The organism is Streptomyces sp. NRRL F-4489 (assembly GCF_001509485.1).
Classification (GTDB): domain Bacteria; phylum Actinomycetota; class Actinomycetes; order Streptomycetales; family Streptomycetaceae; genus Streptomyces.
Map to the genome: position 1 here is coordinate 1 of NZ_LLZI01000296.1, position 21,264 is coordinate 21,264.

21 protein-coding genes are annotated in these 21,264 nt (G+C 73.8%); 16 read left to right on the forward strand and 5 right to left on the reverse strand.

What is annotated here, in order from left to right; genetic code table 11:
- Positions 1 to 630 precede the first annotated feature (630 nt).
- The 4 genes from alr (at position 631) to ADL22_RS33175 (ending at position 4,089) form a co-directional block, all read left to right on the forward strand.
- On the forward strand, positions 631 to 1,791 hold the full coding sequence (gene alr / locus ADL22_RS33160; protein WP_066988290.1) for an alanine racemase: 1,161 nt from the start codon (positions 631 to 633) through the stop codon (positions 1,789 to 1,791).
- On the forward strand, positions 1,788 to 3,092 hold the full coding sequence (locus tag ADL22_RS33165) for an alpha/beta fold hydrolase (RefSeq protein WP_066988291.1): 1,305 nt from the start codon (positions 1,788 to 1,790) through the stop codon (positions 3,090 to 3,092). The genes alr and ADL22_RS33165 overlap by 4 nt, the downstream gene beginning before the upstream one ends.
- 49 nt (positions 3,093 to 3,141) lie before the next feature.
- A complete protein-coding gene (gene tsaE / locus ADL22_RS33170) occupies positions 3,142 to 3,681 on the forward strand; it encodes a tRNA (adenosine(37)-N6)-threonylcarbamoyltransferase complex ATPase subunit type 1 TsaE (protein ID WP_066988293.1) in 540 nt (179 codons plus the stop codon).
- 174 nt (positions 3,682 to 3,855) lie between these two features.
- Positions 3,856 to 4,089, forward strand: coding sequence for a hypothetical protein (locus tag ADL22_RS33175; protein WP_066988296.1), 234 nt, complete (start codon positions 3,856 to 3,858; stop codon positions 4,087 to 4,089).
- 24 nt (positions 4,090 to 4,113) lie between these two features.
- Here ADL22_RS33175 and ADL22_RS33180 read toward each other — a convergent pair whose 3' ends face one another.
- Positions 4,114 to 4,692, reverse strand: coding sequence for a hypothetical protein (locus ADL22_RS33180; RefSeq protein WP_066988298.1), 579 nt, complete (start codon positions 4,690 to 4,692; stop codon positions 4,114 to 4,116).
- Positions 4,693 to 4,813: 121 nt separating this feature from the next.
- Here ADL22_RS33180 and tsaB point away from each other — a divergent pair, with 121 nt between their 5' ends.
- The 4 genes from tsaB to ADL22_RS33200 all read left to right on the forward strand — a co-directional run bounded on the left by tsaB (position 4,814) and on the right by ADL22_RS33200 (position 7,603).
- Positions 4,814 to 5,473, forward strand: a complete 660-nt coding sequence (tsaB, locus tag ADL22_RS33185) for a tRNA (adenosine(37)-N6)-threonylcarbamoyltransferase complex dimerization subunit type 1 TsaB (protein ID WP_066988300.1) — start codon at positions 4,814 to 4,816, stop codon at positions 5,471 to 5,473.
- Between the two features lie 44 nt (positions 5,474 to 5,517).
- Complete coding sequence (gene rimI / locus ADL22_RS33190; RefSeq protein ID WP_066988328.1) at positions 5,518 to 5,991, forward strand: ribosomal protein S18-alanine N-acetyltransferase; 474 nt, start codon at positions 5,518 to 5,520, stop codon at positions 5,989 to 5,991.
- 2 nt (positions 5,992 to 5,993) lie between these two features.
- Entirely contained in the window at positions 5,994 to 7,130 is a 1,137-nt protein-coding gene (gene tsaD / locus ADL22_RS33195) for a tRNA (adenosine(37)-N6)-threonylcarbamoyltransferase complex transferase subunit TsaD (RefSeq protein WP_066988302.1), read from the forward strand.
- 98 nt (positions 7,131 to 7,228) lie between these two features.
- The gene (locus tag ADL22_RS33200) at positions 7,229 to 7,603 is read left to right on the forward strand and encodes a hypothetical protein (RefSeq protein WP_066988304.1); all 375 of its coding nucleotides are present in this window, start codon (positions 7,229 to 7,231) and stop codon (positions 7,601 to 7,603) included.
- Positions 7,604 to 7,611: 8 nt separating this feature from the next.
- Here ADL22_RS33200 and ADL22_RS33205 read toward each other — a convergent pair whose 3' ends face one another.
- Together ADL22_RS33205 and ADL22_RS33210 are read right to left on the reverse strand one after the other, a co-directional pair.
- Positions 7,612 to 8,814 (reverse strand): class I SAM-dependent methyltransferase, encoded by a 1,203-nt coding sequence (locus ADL22_RS33205; protein WP_066988306.1) that lies wholly within the window; start codon positions 8,812 to 8,814, stop codon positions 7,612 to 7,614.
- A 70-nt stretch (positions 8,815 to 8,884) separates the two neighbouring features.
- A complete protein-coding gene (locus tag ADL22_RS33210) occupies positions 8,885 to 10,318 on the reverse strand; it encodes an FtsW/RodA/SpoVE family cell cycle protein (RefSeq protein ID WP_066988308.1) in 1,434 nt (477 codons plus the stop codon).
- A gap of 401 nt (positions 10,319 to 10,719) precedes the next feature.
- On the opposite strand from ADL22_RS33210, the gene groES reads away from it, so the two are divergent.
- On the forward strand, positions 10,720 to 11,028 hold the full coding sequence (gene groES / locus ADL22_RS33215; protein WP_066988311.1) for a co-chaperone GroES: 309 nt from the start codon (positions 10,720 to 10,722) through the stop codon (positions 11,026 to 11,028).
- Between the two features lie 136 nt (positions 11,029 to 11,164).
- Positions 11,165 to 12,793, forward strand: coding sequence for a chaperonin GroEL (gene groL, locus ADL22_RS33220; protein ID WP_066988313.1), 1,629 nt, complete (start codon positions 11,165 to 11,167; stop codon positions 12,791 to 12,793).
- Positions 12,794 to 12,928: 135 nt separating this feature from the next.
- On the opposite strand, the gene ADL22_RS33225 is transcribed toward groL, so the two are convergent.
- A complete protein-coding gene (locus tag ADL22_RS33225; protein WP_066988315.1) occupies positions 12,929 to 13,939 on the reverse strand; it encodes a hydroxyacid dehydrogenase in 1,011 nt (336 codons plus the stop codon).
- A 148-nt stretch (positions 13,940 to 14,087) separates the two neighbouring features.
- Between ADL22_RS33225 and ADL22_RS33230 the strand changes: the two genes are divergently transcribed.
- Together ADL22_RS33230 and ADL22_RS33235 are read left to right on the forward strand one after the other, a co-directional pair.
- Complete coding sequence (locus ADL22_RS33230; RefSeq protein ID WP_066988317.1) at positions 14,088 to 14,861, forward strand: SDR family NAD(P)-dependent oxidoreductase; 774 nt, start codon at positions 14,088 to 14,090, stop codon at positions 14,859 to 14,861.
- Positions 14,862 to 14,970: 109 nt separating this feature from the next.
- On the forward strand, positions 14,971 to 15,882 hold the full coding sequence (locus tag ADL22_RS33235; RefSeq protein ID WP_066988319.1) for a LysR family transcriptional regulator: 912 nt from the start codon (positions 14,971 to 14,973) through the stop codon (positions 15,880 to 15,882).
- A 90-nt stretch (positions 15,883 to 15,972) separates the two neighbouring features.
- Here ADL22_RS33235 and ADL22_RS33240 read toward each other — a convergent pair whose 3' ends face one another.
- Positions 15,973 to 16,305 (reverse strand): WhiB family transcriptional regulator, encoded by a 333-nt coding sequence (locus ADL22_RS33240; RefSeq protein ID WP_066988320.1) that lies wholly within the window; start codon positions 16,303 to 16,305, stop codon positions 15,973 to 15,975.
- Between the two features lie 382 nt (positions 16,306 to 16,687).
- On the opposite strand from ADL22_RS33240, the gene ADL22_RS33245 reads away from it, so the two are divergent.
- The 4 genes from ADL22_RS33245 to ADL22_RS33260 all read left to right on the forward strand — a co-directional run bounded on the left by ADL22_RS33245 (position 16,688) and on the right by ADL22_RS33260 (position 21,078).
- Entirely contained in the window at positions 16,688 to 17,299 is a 612-nt protein-coding gene (locus ADL22_RS33245; RefSeq protein WP_003948568.1) for a response regulator transcription factor, read from the forward strand.
- Between the two features lie 361 nt (positions 17,300 to 17,660).
- Complete coding sequence (locus tag ADL22_RS33250; RefSeq protein ID WP_066988322.1) at positions 17,661 to 18,236, forward strand: sigma-70 family RNA polymerase sigma factor; 576 nt, start codon at positions 17,661 to 17,663, stop codon at positions 18,234 to 18,236.
- A 135-nt stretch (positions 18,237 to 18,371) separates the two neighbouring features.
- Positions 18,372 to 19,874 carry an IMP dehydrogenase gene (gene guaB, locus ADL22_RS33255; RefSeq protein WP_066988324.1) on the forward strand — a complete coding sequence of 501 codons (1,503 nt, stop codon included), beginning with the start codon at positions 18,372 to 18,374 and terminating at the stop codon, positions 19,872 to 19,874.
- A gap of 88 nt (positions 19,875 to 19,962) precedes the next feature.
- Entirely contained in the window at positions 19,963 to 21,078 is a 1,116-nt protein-coding gene (locus ADL22_RS33260) for a GuaB3 family IMP dehydrogenase-related protein (protein ID WP_066988326.1), read from the forward strand.
- The last annotated feature ends 186 nt before the right edge of the window (positions 21,079 to 21,264 follow it).

Sequence of the window (21,264 nt, forward strand, 5' to 3'; positions counted from 1 at the left end):
CAGCGGGGATGTGCTCTCGGGGCTGGCGGGGGGGCTGCTGGCGGCGGGGGTGGGGGGGCGGGACGCGGGGGGGGGGGGGGCGTATTTGCATGGGGTCGCGGGGGGGATGGCCGCGGGGGCGGCCGGGGGCGCCGGGAAGCCGATTGCGGCGTCGGAGGTGGCGGGGTTTTTGGGGGCGGCGTGGGGGTCTGTTGCGGATTCCGCCGGGCACTGACGGTGCGTGGTTGCTCGCCGCGTCGGCGGGGGGGTTGTTTGTGGTCGCCCCACGTCGTCTTCTGCCGCGCCGTTGCCCGTTGCGGTGGCCTCGCCCACGCGGCGTCGGTGGGGGGCGGAGGGGCTGCCCCGGACCCCGTCCTCGGTGCGGGCGGCCCTGGTACGTGCGGTGAGGAATGCCCCGCGGTTCGCTCCAGATCCTGCGGGCGGGGTCCGGGACATCCCCTCCGCCCGGCGCCGTTGGCGGCGTTCCCGCCGTCTCGGCCGGGGTCCGTACGCGTACGTGGTCTCGTCCCCTCGGGTGGTCGTGGGCGTGCCCCGGTGGCGTTCGTACGGGGTGGAGGAAACGCGAAAAGGCGGGGTGGGAGCGGCGTGAGCGGGCCACGGGGGAGGCGGTCGCCTGCGACACTGAGGGGGATGAACGAGACAGCGAAGCGTGCGCGTGCCGCCATTGACCTCGCCGCCCTGCGGTCGAACGTCCGTGCCCTGCGGGAACGTGCCCCGGGGGCGGAGCTGATGGCCGTGGTCAAGTCCGACGCCTACGGCCACGGCGCGGTCCGCTGTGCCCGGGCCGCCCGGGAGGCGGGGGCGGCCTGGCTGGGGACGGCGCTGCCGGAAGAGGCGTTCGCGCTGCGTGCGGCGGGGGACCGCGGGCGGCTGATGTGCTGGCTGTGGACCCCGGGCGGGCCGTGGCGCCGGGCGGTCGAGGAGGACGTGGACGTCTCGGTCAGCGGGCTGTGGGCGCTGCGCGAGGCCGCGGAGGCGGCGCGGGCCTGCGGGCGGACCGCGCGGGTGCAGCTGAAGATCGATACGGGGCTGGGCAGGAATGGCTGCCAGCCGGCTGACTGGGAGGAGCTGACCGCGGCGGCTCGGGCGGCCGAGGCGGAGGGACTGCTCAAGGTCACCGGTGTCTGGTCGCACTTCGCGTGTGCCGATGAGCCGGGGCATCCGTCGATCGCGGCGCAGCTGGCGGAGTTCCGCCGGGCGCTGGCGGTGGCCGAGGCGGCGGGGCTGCGGCCCGAGGTGCGGCACATCGCCAACACTCCCGCGCTGCTCACGCTGCCGGAGGCGCACTTCGATCTCGTCCGGGCCGGGATCGGGATCTACGGGGTCTCGCCCAGCCCGGAGATCGGCGCGCCGGAGGACTTCGGGCTGCGGCCGGTGATGACGCTGGCGGCGTCGCTGGCGTCGGTCAAGCGGGTGCCGGGCGGGCACGGGGTGTCGTACGGGCACCACTACACGACGCCGGGGGAGACCACCCTGGCGCTGGTGCCGCTGGGGTACGCGGACGGGGTGCCGCGGCACGCCTCGGGGACGGGGCCGGTGCTGGTCGCCGGGAAGTGGCGGACGGTCGCCGGGCGGGTGGCGATGGACCAGTTCGTGGTGGATCTCGGCGGCGACCGCGCCGAGGCCGGCGAGGAGGCGGTGCTGTTCGGGCCGGGGGACCGCGGCGAGCCGAGCGCGGAGGACTGGGCGCGGGCGGCCGGCACGATCGGGTACGAGATCGTCACGCGGATCGGGAGCCGGGTGCCGCGCGTCTACGTGGACGGCGACGCGGGGACGGGGAGCGGCGCGTGACCGATGGCAGGGAGATCGCGGCGCACGCGGTCGAGACCGTCGAGACGGCCGCGGAGACGGCCGGCAACTGGGCCCGGGCGGGCCGCCAGGCGGGGATCGCGGGGCTGGCGATCGGCGTGGTCGCGGCGGGCGCGGCCGCCGGGGTGGCGATGGAGCGGCTGACGGTGGGCCGGGGGATGCGCCGCCGGGCGCGGCTGGCGCTGGACGCGGCCGGTCCGTACGGCACGCTGCGCGGCACCCCGGGTACGGCGCTCGCCGAGGACGGCACCGAGCTGTACTACGAGGTCGACGAGGTGGGGGAGCGCAAGGCCGGCAAGGGCGGCCGGGGGGCCGTGAACGGGTCGGCGGGGGGCCGTGCGGGCAAGGAGGCGCGGGCCGCGCAGGACGCCCGCAGCGGGCTGCACAAGCGGCTCAGGGCGGCCCTGGGGCGGCGCTCGCCGGAGCCGACGGTGGTCTTCAGCCACGGCTACTGCCTGGGCCAGGACTCCTGGCACTTCCAGCGGGCCGCGCTGCGCGGCGCGGTCCGCACCGTCCACTGGGACCAGCGCAGCCACGGCCGCTCGGGCCGCGGCCACGGGCAGCTCGACGGCAGCGAGCCGGTCACCATCGACCTGCTGGGCCGGGACCTGAAGGCGGTGCTGGACGCCGCGGTGCCCGAGGGGCCGATCGTGCTGGTCGGGCACTCCATGGGCGGGATGACGGTGATGGCGCTGGCCGACCAGTTCCCGGAGTACGTCGCGGAGCGGGTGGCCGGGGTCGCGCTGATCGGGACGTCGGCGGGCCGGCTGAGCGAGGTCGGCTTCGGGCTGCCGTCGATGGGCTCGAAGGCGTTCCACTGGCTGGCGCCGGGCGTGCTGCGGGCGCTGGGGCGCCAGAGCGAGCTGGTCGAGCGCGGCCGGCGGGCCACCGCCGATCTCTTCGCGGGGCTGGTCAAGCGCTATTCGTTCGGCAGCCCGGACGTGGATCCGGCGGTCGCGCGGTTCGGGGAGCGGCTGATCGAGGCGACCCCGATCGATGTGGTCGCGGAGTTCTTCCCGGCGTTCGCGGTGCACGACAAGACCGAGGCGCTGGTGGCGTACGACGCGGTGCCGGCGCTGGTGCTGGCCGGCGAGAAGGACCTGATCACCCCGGCCGAGCACAGCCGGACCATCGCCGAGGTGCTGCCGGCCGCCGAGCTGGTGTGCGTGCCGGAGGCCGGGCACCTGGTGATGCTGGAGCGGCCGGAGCTGGTGAACGAGCACCTGGTGGCGCTGGTGGAGCGGGTCTGCGCGGCCCGGGGGTCGCGTTCGGCGCGGGCCTGACGGCCCGGGGCGCGGCGGCGCGCGGCGTCCGGGCCGTACCATTTGCGGCATGAGCACCACTGCCGTGACCGCCCGCGTAACCGTCAAGTCCCCTGAGAAGATGCAGGAGTTGGGCCGCCGGCTGGCGCCGCTGCTGCGCCCCGGCGACCTGGTGCTGCTCACCGGTGAGCTGGGCGCGGGGAAGACCACGCTCACCCGCGGCCTGGGCGAGGCCCTGGGCGTGCGGGGCGCCGTGACCTCGCCCACCTTCGTCATCGCCCGGGTCCACCCCTCGCTGACCGGCGGCCCGGCGCTGGTGCACGTCGACGCCTACCGCCTCGGCGGCGGGCTGGACGAGATGGAGGACCTGGACCTGGACGTCTCGCTGCCGGAGTCGGTGGTGGTCGTGGAGTGGGGCGAGGGCAAGGTCGAGGAGCTGGCCGAGGACCGGCTGCACATCGTCATCGGGCGGGCCGTGGGCGCGGACGCCCCTGGTGGCGGCCTGGGCGGGCATCCGGAGGAGGACGCGGACGACGTCCGCGAGGTGGCGGTCACCGGGATCGGCGCGCGCTGGGCGGACGCCGGGCTGGCGGACCTGGAGCTGGGCTGACGCGGGCGGCGGGGCGGATTCCGGCCCGGCCGGCCCGGTAGTTTCCGACAAGCCGTCGGCAAAATGTTGCGCGCGCGGTACCGCGCGTGGTCACATGGGACCGAGAGCCCTGGTTAGGTCTGCCTAAGTAGAGCCTGACCCCAGTCGCTTGCCCCAGGAGCCCGGGAGGCGTCCATGTCCCCCCACCAGCCCTCGCCGACGATGCACGAGCTGCTCGCGTCCTGCGCCGCGGCCAGCGCCGTCTCCACGCCGCCGGACGCCGCGGAGGAGGAGGCGCGCGACGGCGAGCGCGCCGAGGACCGCGCCGCGCGGCGTGCGCAGGAGCGCGCCGAGGAGGGCGAGGAGGGCGGCGCAGGGCGTACGGCCCCGGCCGGGCGGGCGTCCACCGCGGGCCGCGACGCCGCGTAACCCACAGGGGCGAAGCCGCCTCCGTTACGGGACGACGACGACCTTCACGCCGCGCACCGCGAAGTCCCACAGAGCGGCGCCGTCCGCCCGCGACTCCCGGATGCCGCCGGTCTTCTTGCCGTTCGCGCCGCCGGGCGCGGGCGTCGAGCCGTCGACCGCCGCGCTGAAGCCGACCACCGCGCCGTTGACCGTGGCGAACACCACCACGTGCTCGACCGCCACCCCGTCCGAGCCGGTCACGCTCACCGAGCGCGAGGTGACGGGGTAGGTGCCCGGCGCCGGGGAGACCGCGCTCGGCGCCACCGGGAACGTCCGCTGCGCGGCGCCGTCCGCGCCCACCAGCCAGACCCGCTTGGCGCCCAGCGCGTACACCACCCGCTTGCCGGTGCCGGAGTGCTCGGGGACCGGGGCCGGGGCGGGCGGGGTGTCCTTCTTGTCGTGCTGCTCGCGGGCGGCCGGCCGCTCGGCGGCGGGCTTGGCCTGGCCGCGTACGGGGGTCAGCGGGCCGGAGGCGGACGCGGTCGCCTGATAGCCCAGCACGCCGATCGCGGCCAGGGCGGCCGCGGTGAGAGCGGTGACGATCGTGCTGCTCTTTGCGGGCACCGCGGTGCCACCTTTCCGTACGCTCCCGGCCGCGCGGCGGGAGGGTGCTGACTCAAGCCGGGCTGGGGACCGACGGTAGCACCGCGCCGGGCACCGCCCGCCGCGCCGTAGTCTTTAAGGCGTGCTGCTGCTAGCTCTTGACACCGCCACCCCCGCCGTCACCGCCGCGCTCCACGACGGCACCCGCGTCCTCGCCGCCGCCGGCGAGGTGGACGCGCGCCGGCACGGTGAACTCCTCCTGCCCGCCGTCGACCGGGTGCTGGCCGAGGCCGGGCGGAAGCTCGCCGACGTCACCGGCATCGTGGCCGGGGTCGGCCCCGGCCCGTACACCGGGCTGCGGGTGGGGCTGGTGACGGCCACCACCTTCGGCGCGGCGCTGGACGTGCCCGTCCACGGCCTGTGCTCGCTGGACGGCCTGGCCTACGCCTCCGGGCTGACCGAGCCGTTCGTCGTGGCCACCGACGCCCGCCGCAAGGAGGTCTACTGGGCGCGCTATGCCGACGCCCGGACGCGGCTCACCGAGCCGGCCGTGGACCGCCCCGCCGATATCGCCGAGCAGGTCGCCGGGGTCCCGGCCGTGGGCGCCGGCGCGCTGCTCTACGACACCGTCTTCACGGGCGTGCGGCGCGACGGGCCCGCGCACCAGTCCGCCGCCGCGCTCGCCGAGCTGGCCGCCGCGAAGCTGGCCGCCGGCGAGGAGCTGCTGCCGCCCCGCCCGCTGTACCTCCGCCGCCCGGACGCCCAGGTGCCCGCCAACTACAAGGTGGTCACCCCGAAGTGAGCGCGCGCCCCGACGCGACCGGACCGGCCGCCGAGCTGCGGGAGATGCGCTGGTGGGACCTGGAGCCGGTGCTGGCGCTGGAGCACGACCTCTTCCCCGAGGACGCCTGGTCGCCGGGGATGTTCTGGTCGGAGCTGGCGCACGCGCGCGGCCCGCTGGCCACCCGCCGCTATCTGGTCGCCGAGCAGGGCGGCCGGATCGTCGGCTACGGCGGGCTGGCCGCCGTCGACGGCACCGGTGACGTCCAGACCATCGCCACCGCCCGCGACCAGTGGGGCACCGGCCTCGGCGGCCGGCTGCTGACCGCGCTGCTCGGCGCCGCCACCGCCTTCGAGTGCCACGAGGTGCTGCTGGAGGTACGGGTCGACAACGTCCGCGCGCAGCGCCTGTACACCCGCTTCGGCTTCGAGCCGATCGGCTTCCGGCGCGGCTACTACCAGCCCGGCAACGTCGACGCGCTGGTGATGCGCCGCCCCTCCCAGACCTCCTCCGAAGCACCCTCCGTACAAGGAACGTGAACATGGCTGACTCCCGCGGCGGACCGCTCGTCCTCGGTATCGAGACCTCCTGCGACGAGACCGGTGTCGGCATCGTCCGCGGCCACACCCTCCTCGCCGACGCGGTGGCCTCCAGCGTCGACGAGCACGCCCGCTTCGGCGGGGTGGTGCCCGAGGTCGCCTCCCGGGCCCACCTGGAGGCGATGGTCCCCACGATCCAGCGCGCGCTGAAGGAGGCCGGGGTCGCCGCCTCCGACCTCGACGGCATCGCGGTCACCGCCGGGCCCGGCCTGGCCGGCGCCCTGCTGGTCGGCGTCTCGGCCGCCAAGGCGTACGCCTACGCGCTCGGCAAGCCGCTCTACGGCGTCAACCACCTCGCCTCGCACATCTGCGTCGACCAGCTGGAGCACGGCCCGCTGCCGGAGCCGACGATGGCGCTGCTGGTCTCCGGCGGCCACTCCTCGCTGCTGCTGGCGCCCGACATCACCGCCGACGTCCGGCCGCTGGGCTCGACCATCGACGACGCGGCCGGCGAGGCGTTCGACAAGGTGGCCCGGGTGCTGAACCTCGGCTTCCCCGGCGGCCCGGTCATCGACCGCTACGCGCGCGAGGGCGACCCGGAGGCGATCCGCTTCCCGCGCGGCCTGACCGGCCCCCGCGACGCCGCGTACGACTTCTCGTTCTCCGGTCTGAAGACCGCGGTGGCCCGCTGGATCGAGGCGAAGCGGGCGGCCGGCGAGGAGGTGCCGGTCGCGGACGTCTCGGCGTCGTTCCAGGAGGCGGTGGTGGACGTGCTGACCCGCAAGGCCGTCCGGGCCTGCAAGGACAACGGCGTGGACCACCTGATGATCGGCGGCGGGGTGGCCGCCAACTCCCGGCTGCGGGCGATGGCCGAGCGCCGCTGCGAGGACGCCGGCATCCGGCTGCGGGTGCCGCGCCCCAAGCTGTGCACCGACAACGGCGCGATGGTCGCGGCGCTGGGCGCCGAGATGGTGGCCCGCGACCGCCCGGCGTCCGCCTGGGACCTCTCCGCGGACTCCTCCCTGCCGGTCACCGAGCCGCACGTGCCGGACCCCCACGGCCACGGGCACGGGCACGGCCACGGCGGCCACGACCACGACCACTTCCACGAGCTGAGTAAAGACAACCTCTACTCGTAGGCCGGGAGCGCGGCAGCCCCCGCGCCACGCCGTATCCTGGCGGCGGGCGCGGGGTTACCGCCCCGTAGGAACGACCGGGGGACAGCGGGGGACGCGCGGTGGACTGGGACTGGTGGTATCTCTTCTTCCTGATCGGGCCGGCGCTCTACGCCGGCCGCGCGGTGCGCGGCACGGCCGCCCGGGCCCTGCGCACCCGGCACGAGCGCAAGCTCGCGCTCATCGAGGCGCGCCGGGCCGAGCGCCTGGCACTGGAGGCCGCTGACCAGCCGCCGGCCCCGGTCTGCGGCTGCGAGCACCACCTCGCCAAGCACGACAGGCAGGGCGCCTGCCACGAGACCGTGCGCACCGCCGTCGCCTGGGACGCCGAGGACCGGCCCGTCCGCCACGAGGCCCGGCCGTGCGCCTGCCAGCAGTACGTCGGCCCGCAGCCGCTCTCCCGGATCTACGCCGAGGAGCTCACGGATCTGGCCTGAAAGCGCCGTCAGGCGGCCGGCGCGGGGTGCCCCAGCAGCATCGCGGGCGCCCCGGCGACCCGGGTCAGGAAGACCGTGCAGCTGTGCGGCCCGGCGAGCTTGAGCTTGCGGCGCAGCTCCTCGGGCTCCACCGCCGACCCGCGCTTCTTGATCACCGCGACGCCCACCTCGCGCTCGCGCAGCAGCGCCCGCAGCTTCTTGACGTTGAAGGGCAGCACATCGGTGACGGCGTAGGCGGTGGCGTACGGCGTGGGCACCAGCTCATCGGCGGTCACATAGGCGATGGTCGGGTCGATCAGCCGCCCGCCGACCCGCTCGGCGACGTCGGCGACCAGATGCGCCCGGATCACCGCGCCGTCCGGCTCGTGCAGCCAGCCGCCGACCGGGCCGACAGGGGGGCGGTGCGCCTCGTCGTCGTCCGGCGGGGCGGCGCCGACGAGGGAGTCGCCGGACGGCAGCAGGGTGGCCCGGCGGGCGCCCGGCAGGCCGGTGCCGAACCACACCACGGCCTCCTTCACGTCCCCGCCGTCCGAGATCCACTCCGTCTCGGCGTCCTCGGGCAGCGCCTCGTGCGGCACGCCCGGCGCGATCTTCAGCGCCGCGTACGGCGCCGAGCGGGCCGCGGCGACCGCCCAGGACAGCGGCGGGGAGTACGCCTCGGGGTCGAAGATCCGGCCGCCGCGGACGCCGCCGCGGCGCGCCGGGTCCACGAACACCGCGTCGTATCCGGCGGTGTCCACCTCGGTGACGTCCGCGCAGCGCACCTCGATCCGGTCCGCCAGGTCCAGCGCCGCGGCGTTCGCCCGGGCCGCCGCGCAGGCCAGCGGGTCGCGGTCCACGGCGAGCACCCGGATCCCGGCCCGGGCCAGCGCCAGCGCGTCGCCGCCGATGCCGCAGCACAGGTCGGCCAGCGAGCGGACGCCGAGCGCGGCGAGCCGGGCCGCGCGGTGGGCGGCGACCGGGGCGCGGGTGGACTGCTCGACGCCGTTGGGGGTGAAGTACATCCGCGCGGCGTCCGGGCCGAACTTGGCGGCCGCCCGCTGCCGCAGCCGGGCCTGCCCGAGGGCCGCGGAGACCAGCGGCGCGGGGTGGTCGCGGCGCAGCCGGGTGGCGGTCGCCAGCTCGTCGGCCGGGTCGTGGTCCCGCAGGGCGGCCAGCAGCTCCTGGCCCTCGGGGGCGAGCAGCGCGGAGAAGGTGTCGAGGTCGGTCATCGGCACCATTGTGGGCCAGCCGGCGGCCGGGGCGGACCGGTGGCCCGGCCCGGCCGGCGTCCGGCGTCCGTCAGGCCCCGGGCGCGGGCCCGGTGATCCGCGGCACCCGCTGGGTGGCGTCCGCGTCCGGCCGCTCCGGCGCCGGCCGGACCGGCTCCCGGCGCCGCTGGGCGCTGTCGCTGACCCGCAGCAGCACCGCCACCATCACCCAGTTCGCCACCATCGACGAACCGCCCGCGGCGAGGAACGGCAGCGCCTTGCCGGTCAGCGGGATCAGGCCGGTGACGCCGCCGGTGACGACGAAGACCTGGAGCAGCAGCGCCCCGGACAGCCCGACCGCCAGCAGCTTGCCGAACGGGTCGCGGGCGGTCAGGCCCACCCGCATCCCGCGCTGCGCCAGCAGGGCGTAGAGCAGCAGTACGGCCATCACCCCGGCCAGGCCCAGCTCCTCGCCGACGGTGGTGAGGATGAAGTCGGAGTTGCCGGCGAAGCCGATCAGCTCGGGGTGGCCCTGGCCGAGGCCGGTGCCGCCGATGCCGCCGCTGCCGAAGCTGAACAGCGCCTGCGCGGCCTGGTCGGAGATCAGGCCCGGCGGCCGCTTGTTCACCGGCAGGAAGATGTCCATCGGGTGCAGCCAGGCCATCACGCGGCCCTTGACGTGCGGTTCGGTGGAGCCGACGACGCCCGCGCCGACCACCGCCATGAGCAGGCCGCAGACCACCCAGCTGGTGCGTTCGGTGGCCATGTAGAGCATGATCACGAAGACGCCGAAGAAGATCAGCGAGGTGCCCAGGTCGCGTTCGAAGACCAGCACCAGCAGGCTGATCACCCAGATCGTGAAGATCGGCCCGAGCTGGCGGCCCGGCGGCAGCTGCATGCCCATCACCCGGCGCCCGGCCAGCGCCAGCGCGTCGCGGCTGACGGTCAGGTAGCCCGCGAAGAACACCACGATCATGATCTTCACGAACTCGCCGGGCTGGAGGGAGAGCGGCCCCAGCATGATCCAGCGCTTGGCGCCGAACTTGTCCGCGCCGAAGAAGGCCGGCGCCATCAGCATCACCAGCGCGACGACCATCGTCAGGTAGATGTAGCGCTGCAGGAAGCGGTGGTCGCGCAGCACCATCAGGATGACGATGCAGACGCCGACGCCGATGACCGTCCACACCAGCTGCCCGGTCGCCGCCTGGGCGATGTGCAGCCGCGGCTTCTCCGCGTAGGTGATGTCCAGCCGGTGCAGCAGCACCAGCCCGATGCCGGTGAGCAGCGTCGCCAGCGGCAGGATCAGCGGATCGGCGCGCGGTGCGAAGCGGCGGACGACCAGGTGCGGCACCAGCGCGACGAAGAAGACGCTGACCGCGAAACCGGCCAGTCCGCCGGGCAGCTCGCCCTTCATCGACAGCTCGGTGTAGGCGTAGCCGAAGACGGTGATGAACACGACGAAGGCGAGCAGCCAGGCTTCGGTCCGGCGGCGGTTGGGGGCCTGGGCCAGCGCGGCGAACGTCATCGTCCGCTCGGCGTCGCTCTCCGGTCCCCCGGCGCCCCGGGAAGCGCTGGTCAGTCCACGCACGGTTCCTCCGCGATCGATGGTCGGGGCCGCGGGGCGGCCGGGTCGTGGTCCGGTGTCAGCGGTCCGGAGGACAAGACGGCGCGGCCCCGGGCCGGGTTGCGGCCGGGCGGGCGGGTGTGTCGGAGTCCACGCACGGCCACAGACACGGTACGCGCCCGCGGCGCGCTGGCACTCCGCTTGACCGAGTGCTAACCGCGTCATAGTCTCAGCGTTGGCACTCCCCGACGGAGAGTGCCAACCACAGCGACGGGCAGGTCCGGCACCCGCGACGACGGATCCACCTGGTCGCCACCTCAGACAGTTAACCCCGTGAGATCTCCGAAGGGGGAGGTCGGATCGTGACGACCGCCAGCTCCAAGGTTGCCATCAAGCCGCTCGAGGACCGCATCGTGGTCCAGCCGCTCGACGCCGAGCAGACCACGGCCTCGGGCCTGGTCATCCCGGACACCGCCAAGGAGAAGCCCCAGGAGGGCGTCGTCCTGGCGATCGGCCCGGGCCGCTTCGAGGACGGCAAGCGCATCGAGCTCGACGTGAAGGTCGGTGACGTCGTGCTCTACAGCAAGTACGGCGGCACCGAGGTGAAGTACAGCGGCGAGGAGTACCTCGTCCTCTCGGCCCGCGACGTGCTCGCGATCGTCGAGAAGTAAGTCACCGGATTTGCCCTGATCTGCGCCCCTGGTTCCCGCGTTCTCACCGACCCGGGGCAGGGGCGCAGTTCATTTTTCGCGAAAGCGGTCACGGCGGCGAGGCCGACGATCGCAACGAGAGGACTTGAAGCAACCCATGGCGAAGATCCTGAAGTTCGACGAGGACGCCCGTCGCGCCCTTGAGCGCGGTGTGAACAAGCTGGCCGACACGGTCAAGGTCACCATCGGCCCCAAGGGCCGCAACGTCGTCATCGACAAGAAGTTCGGTGCCCCGACGATCACCAACGACGGTGTGACCATCGCGCGCGAGGTGGAGATCGAGGACCCGTACGAGAACCTCGGCGCCCAGCTGGTGAAGGAGGTGGCGACCAAGACCAACGACATCGCGGGTGACGGCACCACCACCGCGACCGTGCTGGCCCAGGCGCTGGTCCGCGAGGGTCTGCGCAACGTCGCCGCCGGCGCCTCCCCGGCCGCCCTGAAGAAGGGCATCGACGCCGCCGTCAAGGCCGTCTCCGACGAGCTGCTGGCGACCGCCCGCCCGATCGACGACAAGTCCGACATCGCCGCCGTCGCCGCGCTGTCCGCCCAGGACCCGCAGGTCGGCGAGCTGATCGCCGAGGCCATGGACAAGGTCGGCAAGGACGGTGTGATCACCGTCGAGGAGTCCAACACCTTCGGTCTGGAGCTGGACTTCACCGAGGGCATGGCCTTCGACAAGGGCTACCTCTCGCCCTACATGGTCACCGACCAGGAGCGCATGGAGGCCGTCCTCGACGACCCCTACATCCTGATCCACCAGGGCAAGATCTCCTCCATCCAGGACCTGCTGCCCCTGCTGGAGAAGATCATCCAGGCCAACGCCTCCAAGCCGCTGCTGATCATCGCCGAGGACGTCGAGGGCGAGGCCCTGTCCACCCTCGTCGTCAACAAGATCCGCGGCACCTTCAACGCGGTGGCCGTCAAGGCCCCCGGCTTCGGCGACCGCCGCAAGGCGATGCTCGGCGACATGGCCACCCTCACCGGTGCCACCGTCGTCGCCGAGGAGGTCGGCCTCAAGCTCGACCAGGTCGGCCTGGACGTGCTGGGCACCGCCCGCCGCGTGACGGTCTCCAAGGACGACACCACCATCGTCGACGGCGGCGGCAAGTCCGAGGACGTCGCGGGCCGGGTCGCCCAGATCAAGGCGGAGATCGAGACCACCGACTCCGACTGGGACCGCGAGAAGCTCCAGGAGCGCCTGGCCAAGCTCGCCGGCGGCGTCTGCGTGATCCGCGTCGGCGCGGCCACCGAGGTCGAGCTCAAGGAGAAGAAGCACCGCCTGGAGGACGCCATCTCCGCGACCCGCGCCGCGGTCGAGGAGGGCATCGTCTCCGGTGGCGGTTCCGCCCTCGTCCACGCCGCCAAGGTGCTGGAGGGCAACCTCGGCAAGGACGGCGACGAGGCCACCGGTGTCGCCGTGGTCCGCAGCGCCGCCGTCGAGCCGCTGCGCTGGATCGCCGAGAACGCCGGCCTCGAGGGCTACGTCATCACCACCAAGGTGTCCGAGCTCGACAAGGGCAACGGCTTCAACGCCGCCACCGGCGAGTACGGCGACCTGGTCAAGGCCGGCGTCATCGACCCGGTCAAGGTCACCCGCTCCGCCCTGGAGAACGCCGCCTCCATCGCCTCCCTGCTGCTGACGACCGAGACCCTGGTCGTCGAGAAGAAGGAAGAGGAAGAGGCCGCCGCCGGTCACGGCCACGGCCACGGCCACGCGCACTGACGCCGGCCGGTGCGCGCACCGCGCACCGCTCGCAGGCCGCAACCGAGGCCCGGTCCCGCCGCACCGCGGGGCCGGGCCTCGGCCCGTTCCCGGCCCCGCCGCCGGCCAAGGCCCCGCCCGGCGCCCCGGCCCCGCTCAGGCCGAGTGCCCCAGCTCCTCCCACCGCACCGGCTCCGCGAACGGCTCCCCCCGCGCGTACCGCGCCAGCTCGTCCAGCGCGTGGTCGGCCATCCGGTGCAGCTCGGTGCCCATCGACCCGGCGATGTGCGGGGTGAGGAGCACGTTCGGCAGGTCGTACAACGGCGAGCCGGCGGGCGGGAGTTCGGGCTCGGTGACGTCCAGGACCGCGGACAGCCGCCCGGTGCCCAGCTCGGCCAGCAGCGCCCGCTGATCGACCAGCGAGCCGCGGGAGGTGTTGACCAGCGTCGCCCCGTCCGGCATCAGCGCCAGCTCCCGCGCCCCGATCAGATGCCGGGTGGCCGGTATCTCCGGCGCGTGCACGCTGACCACGTCGCTGCGCGCGCACAGCTCGTCCAGCGGCACCCGCGCGACCCCCAGCCGCACCGCCCCGTCCCCGTCCAGATACGGATCGTGGACCAGCACCCGCAGATCGAACGGGCGCAGCAACTCGATGACCCGCCGGCCGATCCGGGACGCGCCGACGATGCCGACCGTGCGGTCGTGGTTGCCGGCGCCGTCCAGTTCGGCCAGCCAGTCGTGGCGGCGGCGCAGCGCGCGGTAGCGGTGGGCGGCATGCAGCACCCGCTTGTTGGCGAACAGGATCGCGGCCAGGGTGTACTCCGCCACCGGCTGGGCGTTCACCGACGCGGCCGCGCTGACGGCCAGGCCGCGGGCCCGGCAGGCGTCGGTGAGGTGGTGCTTGACCGACCCGGCCGCGTGCACCACCGCCCGCAGCCGGGGCGCCGCGGCCAGTACGTCCGCGGTGAGCGGTGGCGCGCCCCAGCAGGTCAGCAGCACCTCCGCCTCGGCGAGCGCGGCGGCCACCGCGGACCCCGGCCCGTCCCACGCGTGCGCGACGAGCCGGCGGTCGGTTCGGACCAGCCGGTCCAGCCGCGCCCACTGCGCCTCCCCCAGCAGCCGTTCCGCCACACCCGGGCCCATGGCCAGCAGCAGCACCGGTCGCATCAACAACCCCTCCTCCGACGCCCTTTCCCCCTGCCTTACCCGTACGGGCCGCCCGCTGCCCCGCCCTGACGGACCGTCGTACGCCGCGCGGGCGCGCCCGCCCCCGGCCACCGCGTGGCCGGCGCCGGCTCCCGGCTACCGTTCCGGTATGACGACTGCACTGATCACAGGAGCGACCGCCGGCATCGGCGCCGCGTTCGCCCGCCGCCTGGCCGGCGACGGGCACAGCGTGGTGCTGGTGGCCCGCGACGAGAAGCGCCTCCGGGAGCAGGCCACCGAACTCCACGACCGGCACGGCATCGAGGCCGAGGTGCTGCGCGCCGACCTGGCCACCGAGGAGGGCATCGCGGCCGTCGAGGCGCGCCTCGCGGACCCCAAGCGGCCGGTGGACCTGCTGGTCAACAACGCCGGCTTCGGCAACAAGGGCGAGTACCTCGACGTCCCGATGGCCGACGAGCTGGCGATGCTGAAGGTGCACTGCGAGGCGGTGCTGCGGCTGACCACGGCCGCGGTGCGCGGGATGCGCGAGCGGCGGCGCGGGGCGGTGGTCAACGTCGCGTCGGTCGCGGCGTTCGTGCCGCGCGGGACGTACGGCGCGAGCAAGGCGTGGGTCGTGCAGTTCACCCAGGGCGCCGCCCGCGATCTGGCCGGCAGCGGGGTGCGGCTGATGGCGCTGTGCCCGGGCTTCGTCCGTACGGAGTTCCACCAGCGGGCCGGGATGGGCACCGACAACATCCCCGGCTGGCTGTGGCTGGACGCGGACAAGCTGGTGGACGCGGCGATGAAGGACCTGGCGCGCGGCCGGTCGCTGTCCGTCCCCGACCCCCGCTACAAGGCGCTGGTCGGCGCGGTGAAGCTGGCCCCGCGCGGCATGCTCGGCGGCCTCACCTCCCGCACCGGCCGCAAGTACGGCCCCCGGTAAGGGGTAGCCGCCGCGCCGCCGAGATTGCCGCGCACCGGGCCACCCGGCTACGGCAAAAGCGGCCGGCCCATTTTTCACGAGCTGTCCAAGAAGTGCTTATGCTTGAGGGGTGATCGAAGCTCGTCATCTGCGGGTGCTGCGCGCCGTCGCCCGGACCGGTTCCTTCTCCGCCGCCGCCCGCGAACTGGGCTGCACCCAGCCGGCGGTCAGCCAGCAGATGAAGGCCCTGGAGCAGTCCGCCGGCACCCCGCTGCTGGTCCGCACCGGCCGCGAGATGCGGCTGACCCAGGCCGGCGAGGCCCTGGTCCGGCACGCGGCCGGCATCCTCGCCGGGCTCTCCGCGGCCGAGGACGAGGTCGCGGCCATCGCCGGGCTGCGCGCCGGGCGGGTGCGGCTGGTGTCGTTCCCGTCCGGCAGCTCGACGCTGGTGCCGACCGCGCTGGCCCGGATGCGGGCCGCCCACCCGGACGTCCGGGTGTCGCTGGACGAGGCCGAGCCGCCGCGCTCGATCGAGCTGCTGCGCAACGGCGAATGCGAGATCGCGCTGGCCTTCCGCTATCCGGAGGTGCCGGGCGCGGACCCGTCCGCCGGCGCGGAGTGGGACGACCTGGTGGTCCGGCCGGTGCTCTCGGACCGGCTGACCGGCCTGGTGCCGGACGGCCACCGGCTGGCGGGGGCCGGCGCCGCGCGCTTCACGGACCTGGCCGGCGACCCGTGGATCGCGGGCTGCCCGCGCTGCCGCACCCATCTGGTCGAGGTCTGCGAACGCGCCGGCTTCACCCCGCGCATCGACTTCGCCACCGACGACTATCCGGCGGTGATCGGCCTGGTCGGGGCGGGACTGGGGGTCGCGGCGCTGCCGGAGCTGACGCTCGCGTCGGTACGGCCCAAGGGGGCCACGGCGGTGCGGCTGGAGCCCCCCGTGCACCGCGAGATCGTCGCGCTCACCCTGCCGGACCTCGCGCATGTGCCGGCGGTCGGCGCGATGCTCGACCAGCTGGCGGACGCCGCCGGGCGGTGACCGCCGCGGGCCCCGGAGGGGCGGGGCCCGCGGCGTGTCGGCCGCATGCGGCGAAGTAACGATTCTTCGGTATCCGGTCCGCCGGGCCGGTCAGGCGCCGGGCACGGTGGCGTGGCGGGGCAGTGCGCTCGCCGGGACCATCCGGTGGCGGGCCCGCCCCATGAGTTCCTCGCGCTCGTCCTCGGTCAGGCCGCCCCAGACGCCGTACGGCTCGCGGACCGCGAGCGCGTGCGCCGCGCACTGGGCCCGCACCGGGCAGCGCATGCAGACCTCCTTCGCCGACGCCTCCCGCGCGCTGCGGGCCGCCCCGCGCTCACCCTCGGGGTGGAAGAAGAGTGAGCTGTCCACCCCGCGGCAGGCGGCCAGCAGCTGCCAGTCCCAGAGGTCTGCGTTCGGGCCCGGGAGGCGGGAGAAATCTGCCATTGCTTGTCCCCTCGGAAGCGATGCGTATCGGGCTCGGTGCTCACGACGGTACATCTACTGTCTAAGTAGATGTAAATATGACTCATTGCGAATCTAGCCTCAGTCCACGCGAAAATGGAAGAAACAGAGCCAAATAGGGCATATGGTGCACGCGCGGATGCCGGTCGCCCAGTGAATCGGCTGCGTATCCGGCTCCTCACGGAGCGTGCTGAACTCGGTCGCCGAAGCCGTAACTCTTTCGAGTGACCGTCGTTGAGTGTGCGGAGGTGGTTGGCGGAGGGAGGTCTCGGGCAGGTGTCCGAGGCGCTCGTCAATCGCCCAGGTGACGATACGTACCAGCCTGGAGGCTCAAGGTGACGCGCATCAGCTGCGGAGGGCGGTCATGACATCCGTCCTCGTCTGCGACGACTCCCCGCTTGCCCGAGAGGCGCTCCGACGGGCGGTTGCGACCGTGCCCGGCGTGGAGCGCGTGACCACCGCGGCCAATGGCGAGGAGGTCCTCCGCCGCTGGGGGGCCGACCGCTCGGACCTGATTCTGATGGACGTCCGGATGCCCGGCCTCGGCGGTGTCGAAACCGTCCGCCGGCTGCTGTCCGCCGACCCCGGCGCCCGGATCATCATGCTCACCGTGGCCGAGGATCTGGACGGGGTCGCGCTCGCGGTCGCCGCCGGCGCCCGCGGCTATCTGCACAAGGACGCCTCGCGCGCCGAGCTGCGGGCGACGGTGACCCAGGCGCTGGCCGACCCGACGTGGCGGCTCGCCCCGCGCCGGCTGCGGTCCGCCGAGATGGGCGCCGCCCCGACGCTGACCGCCCGGGAGATCCAGGTGCTGGAGGGGATGAGCCACGGCCGCTCCAACGCCGAGATCGGCCGGGAGCTCTTCCTGTCCGAGGACACCGTCAAGACGCACGCCCGGCGGCTGTTCAAGAAGCTCGGCGCCTCCGACCGGGCGCATGCCGTGGCGCTGGGTTTCCGCTGGGGCCTCGTCCGCTGAAACCGCTGTGTGACCGGGGTTACGACGCCCGCCCGCCCCGCCGGGCCGCGCTCGTCGTAACCCCGCCGCGTCGATGCCGGGCGCCGAAAGCTCACGCGATGCCGCATCCTTGAGGCGTGACTCCTCCCCGGCGGAGGCCGGGGCTTCTCACTCGGCCAGAAGAGACCTCATGACGGACAAGCCCTGCCCGGTGCCCTCCGGCACGCAGACAAGCTACCGGCGAGGCCCCGCGGTCGGTATGGGTACAACCCGAACGGGGGAGGCGTGGAACGTGAGTGCTAGCGCGACGGCTCGTAACGGTTGGGGGGCGAACGACGGGGGCGATGGAGCGGATCGTCCGCCGTCGAGGCACCATGGACCGATGCGTGAGGACGGGAAGCAGGAGATCGGCGCTCTCGTCGCACGTGCCGTCGAGGGCGACCGGCAGGCCACCCACGATCTGCTGGCCCATGTGCACCCGCTCGCCCTGCGCTACTGCCGCACCCGGCTCTCCCGGCTGCCCGGCGACGCCCGGCACTTCGTCGAGGACCTGGCGCAGGAGGTCTGCGTGGCGGTGCTGTGCGCGCTGCCGCGCTACCGCGACACCGGCAAGCCCTTCGAGGCGTTCGTCTTCGCCATCGCCGGGCACAAGGTCGCCGATCTCCAGCGGGCCGCGATGCGGCATCCGGGGAGCACGGCCGTGCCGTCGGACGAGATGCCCGAGCAGCCGGACGATTCGCTCGGCCCCGAGGAGCGGGCGCTGCTGAGCAGCGACGCCGAGTGGGCCAAGAAGCTGCTGGCCAATCTTCCCGAGAACCAGCGCGAGCTGGTCCTGCTGCGGGTCGCGGTCGGGCTGACGGCCGAGGAGACCGGGCAGATGCTGGGGATGTCGCCGGGCGCGGTGCGGGTCGCCCAGCACCGGGCGCTCAGCAGACTCCGGGCGCTCGCCGAGCAGTAGCGGCGGGCCTGCGCGGCGCGAAGTCGCCGTAGGAACGTACGAGTGACGAGCCCCTCATTCCTCGTGGATTGGGACACCCTACAAGGCCGTTAGCATGGGAGTCCGCGCTGAGGCAAGAGCATTGGGGAAGGTGTCATGACTGACAACGTCGAGGGTATGCCCGCCAAATTCGCCATGCTCGGACTGACATACGACGATGTGCTGCTGCTGCCCGGCGCCTCGGAGGTCCTGCCCAACACCGTGAGCACCGCCTCCCGCGTCTCGCGGAACGTCCGGGTCAACATCCCGCTGCTCTCGGCCGCCATGGACAAGGTCACCGAGGCGCGGATGGCGATCGCGATGGCCCGGCAGGGCGGCGCGGGCGTACTGCACCGCAATCTGTCCATCGAGGACCAGGCCAACCAGGTCGACCTGGTCAAGCGCTCCGAGTCCGGGATGGTCACCGACCCGATCACGGTCCGGCCGGACGCGCCGCTGGCCGAGGCGGACGCGCTGTGCGCGAAGTTCCGGATCAGCGGGGTGCCGGTCACCGACGCCGCGGGCAAGCTGCTGGGCATCGTCACCAACCGCGATATGGCCTTCGAGATGGACCGCAGCCGCCAGGTCCGCGAGATCATGACGCCGATGCCGCTGGTCACCGGCAAGGTCGGCATCTCGGGCGAGGACGCCATCGAGCTGCTGCGCCGCCACAAGATCGAGAAGCTGCCGCTGGTCGACGACGCGGGCGTGCTCAAGGGCCTGATCACGGTCAAGGACTTCGTCAAGGCGGAGAAGTACCCGAACGCCGCCAAGGACGCCGAGGGCCGGCTGATCGTCGGCGCCGCGGTGGGCGTCGGCGACGCGGCGTACGACCGGGCGCAGGCGCTGGTCGAGGCCGGCGCGGACTTCCTCGTCGTGGACAGCGCGCACGGCCACAGCCGCGGCATCCTCGACATGATCGCCAAGGTGAAGTCCAACATCAACGTCGACGTGGTCGGCGGCAACGTCGCCACCCGCGAGGGCGCCCAGGCGCTGATCGACGCCGGTGTGGACGGGGTGAAGGTCGGCGTCGGCCCCGGCTCCATCTGCACCACCCGGGTCGTCGCCGGCATCGGCGTCCCGCAGGTCACCGCGATCTACGAGGCCGCGCAGGCGTGCCACGCGGCGGACGTGCCGCTGATCGGCGACGGCGGCCTGCAGTACTCCGGCGACATCGCCAAGGCCATCGCGGCCGGCGCGGACACCGTGATGCTGGGCTCGCTGCTGGCCGGCTGCGAGGAGTCGCCGGGCGAGATGGTCTTCGTCAACGGCAAGCAGTTCAAGTCGTACCGCGGGATGGGCTCGCTGGGCGCGATGCAGTCCCGCGGCCAGGGCCGGTCCTACTCCAAGGACCGCTACTTCCAGGACAACGTGCTCTCCGAGGACAAGCTGGTGCCCGAGGGCATCGAGGGCCAGGTGCCCTACCGCGGCCCGCTGGCCTCGGTCGCGCACCAGCTCGTCGGCGGTCTGCGGGCCTCCATGGGCTACGTCGGCTCCGCCGACATCCCGGAGCTGAAGGAGAAGGGCCGCTTCGTGCGGATCACCGCGGCGGGCCTGAAGGAGAGCCACCCGCACGACGTCCAGATGGTCACCGAGGCGCCGAACTACGCCCGGAGCTGAGCCGCCCCCCGGCGCGGGGACGGCCGGATGCGCCCCCAGTCTTCCCCGTCGGGGATACTGGGGGCGTATCCGTAGGAAGGCAGAACCAGTGACTGAGATCGAGATCGGGCGCGGCAAGCGCGGCCGCCGGGCATACGCGTTCGACGACATCGCCGTCGTACCCAGTCGGCGCACCCGTGACCCGAAGGAGGTCTCGATCGCCTGGCAGATCGACGCCTACCGCTTCGAGCTGCCGTTCCTGGCGGCGCCGATGGACTCGGTGGTCTCCCCGCAGACCGCGATCCGGATCGGCGAGCTGGGCGGCCTCGGCGTGCTCAACCTCGAAGGGCTGTGGACCCGCTACGAGGACCCCGAGCCGCTGCTGGCGGAGATCGCCGAGCTGGACGGCGCGGCGGCCACCGCGCGGCTCCAGGAGATCTACGCGGCGCCGATCAAGGAAGAGCTGATCGGGCAGCGGATCAAGGAGGTGCGCGACGCCGGTGTGGTCACCGCCGCGGCGCTCTCCCCGCAGCGCACCGCCCAGTTCTCCAAGGCGGTCGTGGACGCCGGTGTGGACATCTTCGTGATCCGCGGTACGACGGTCTCGGCCGAGCACGTCTCGTCCGCCGCCGAGCCGCTGAACCTCAAGCAGTTCATCTACGAGCTCGACGTGCCGGTGATCGTCGGCGGCTGCGCCACGTACACCGCGGCGCTGCACCTGATGCGGACGGGCGCGGCGGGTGTGCTCGTCGGGTTCGGCGGCGGGGCCGCCCACACGACGCGGAACGTCCTCGGCATCCAGGTGCCGATGGCCACCGCCGTGGCCGATGTCGCGGCGGCCCGCCGGGACTACATGGACGAGTCCGGCGGCCGGTACGTGCATGTCATCGCGGACGGCGGGGTGGGGTACTCCGGTGATCTGCCGAAGGCGATCGCGTGCGGCGCGGACGCGGTGATGATGGGGTCGCCGCTGGCGCGGGCGACGGATGCGCCGGGGCGCGGGCACCACTGGGGCATGGAGGCCGTGCACGAGGACGTGCCGCGCGGTAAGCGGGTTGACCTCGGGGCGGTCGGCACGACGGAGGAGATTCTGTGTGGGCCGTCCACCACGCCTGATGGGACGATGAACTTCTTCGGGGCGCTGCGTAGGGCTATGGCTACGACGGGGTACTCGGAGCTGAAGGAGTTCCAGCGGGTGGAGGTGACCGTCGCCCCTGGGCGGTAGTCGTACGTTGTCGGGTGCCCCGCCGTTGGCTTTGGCTTTCGGCGGGGCGCCGACGTTTTCGGCTGTCCCGCCGTGCCTGGTTTTTCGTGTCCCGCCTTCGGCGGGAGCGGGTTGGGGTTTTGGGGCGGGGCCCGCTTGTTCGTGGTGGGTGACGGGGGCGGGGCCCCGCCCCGGTGGGGGTGGGGG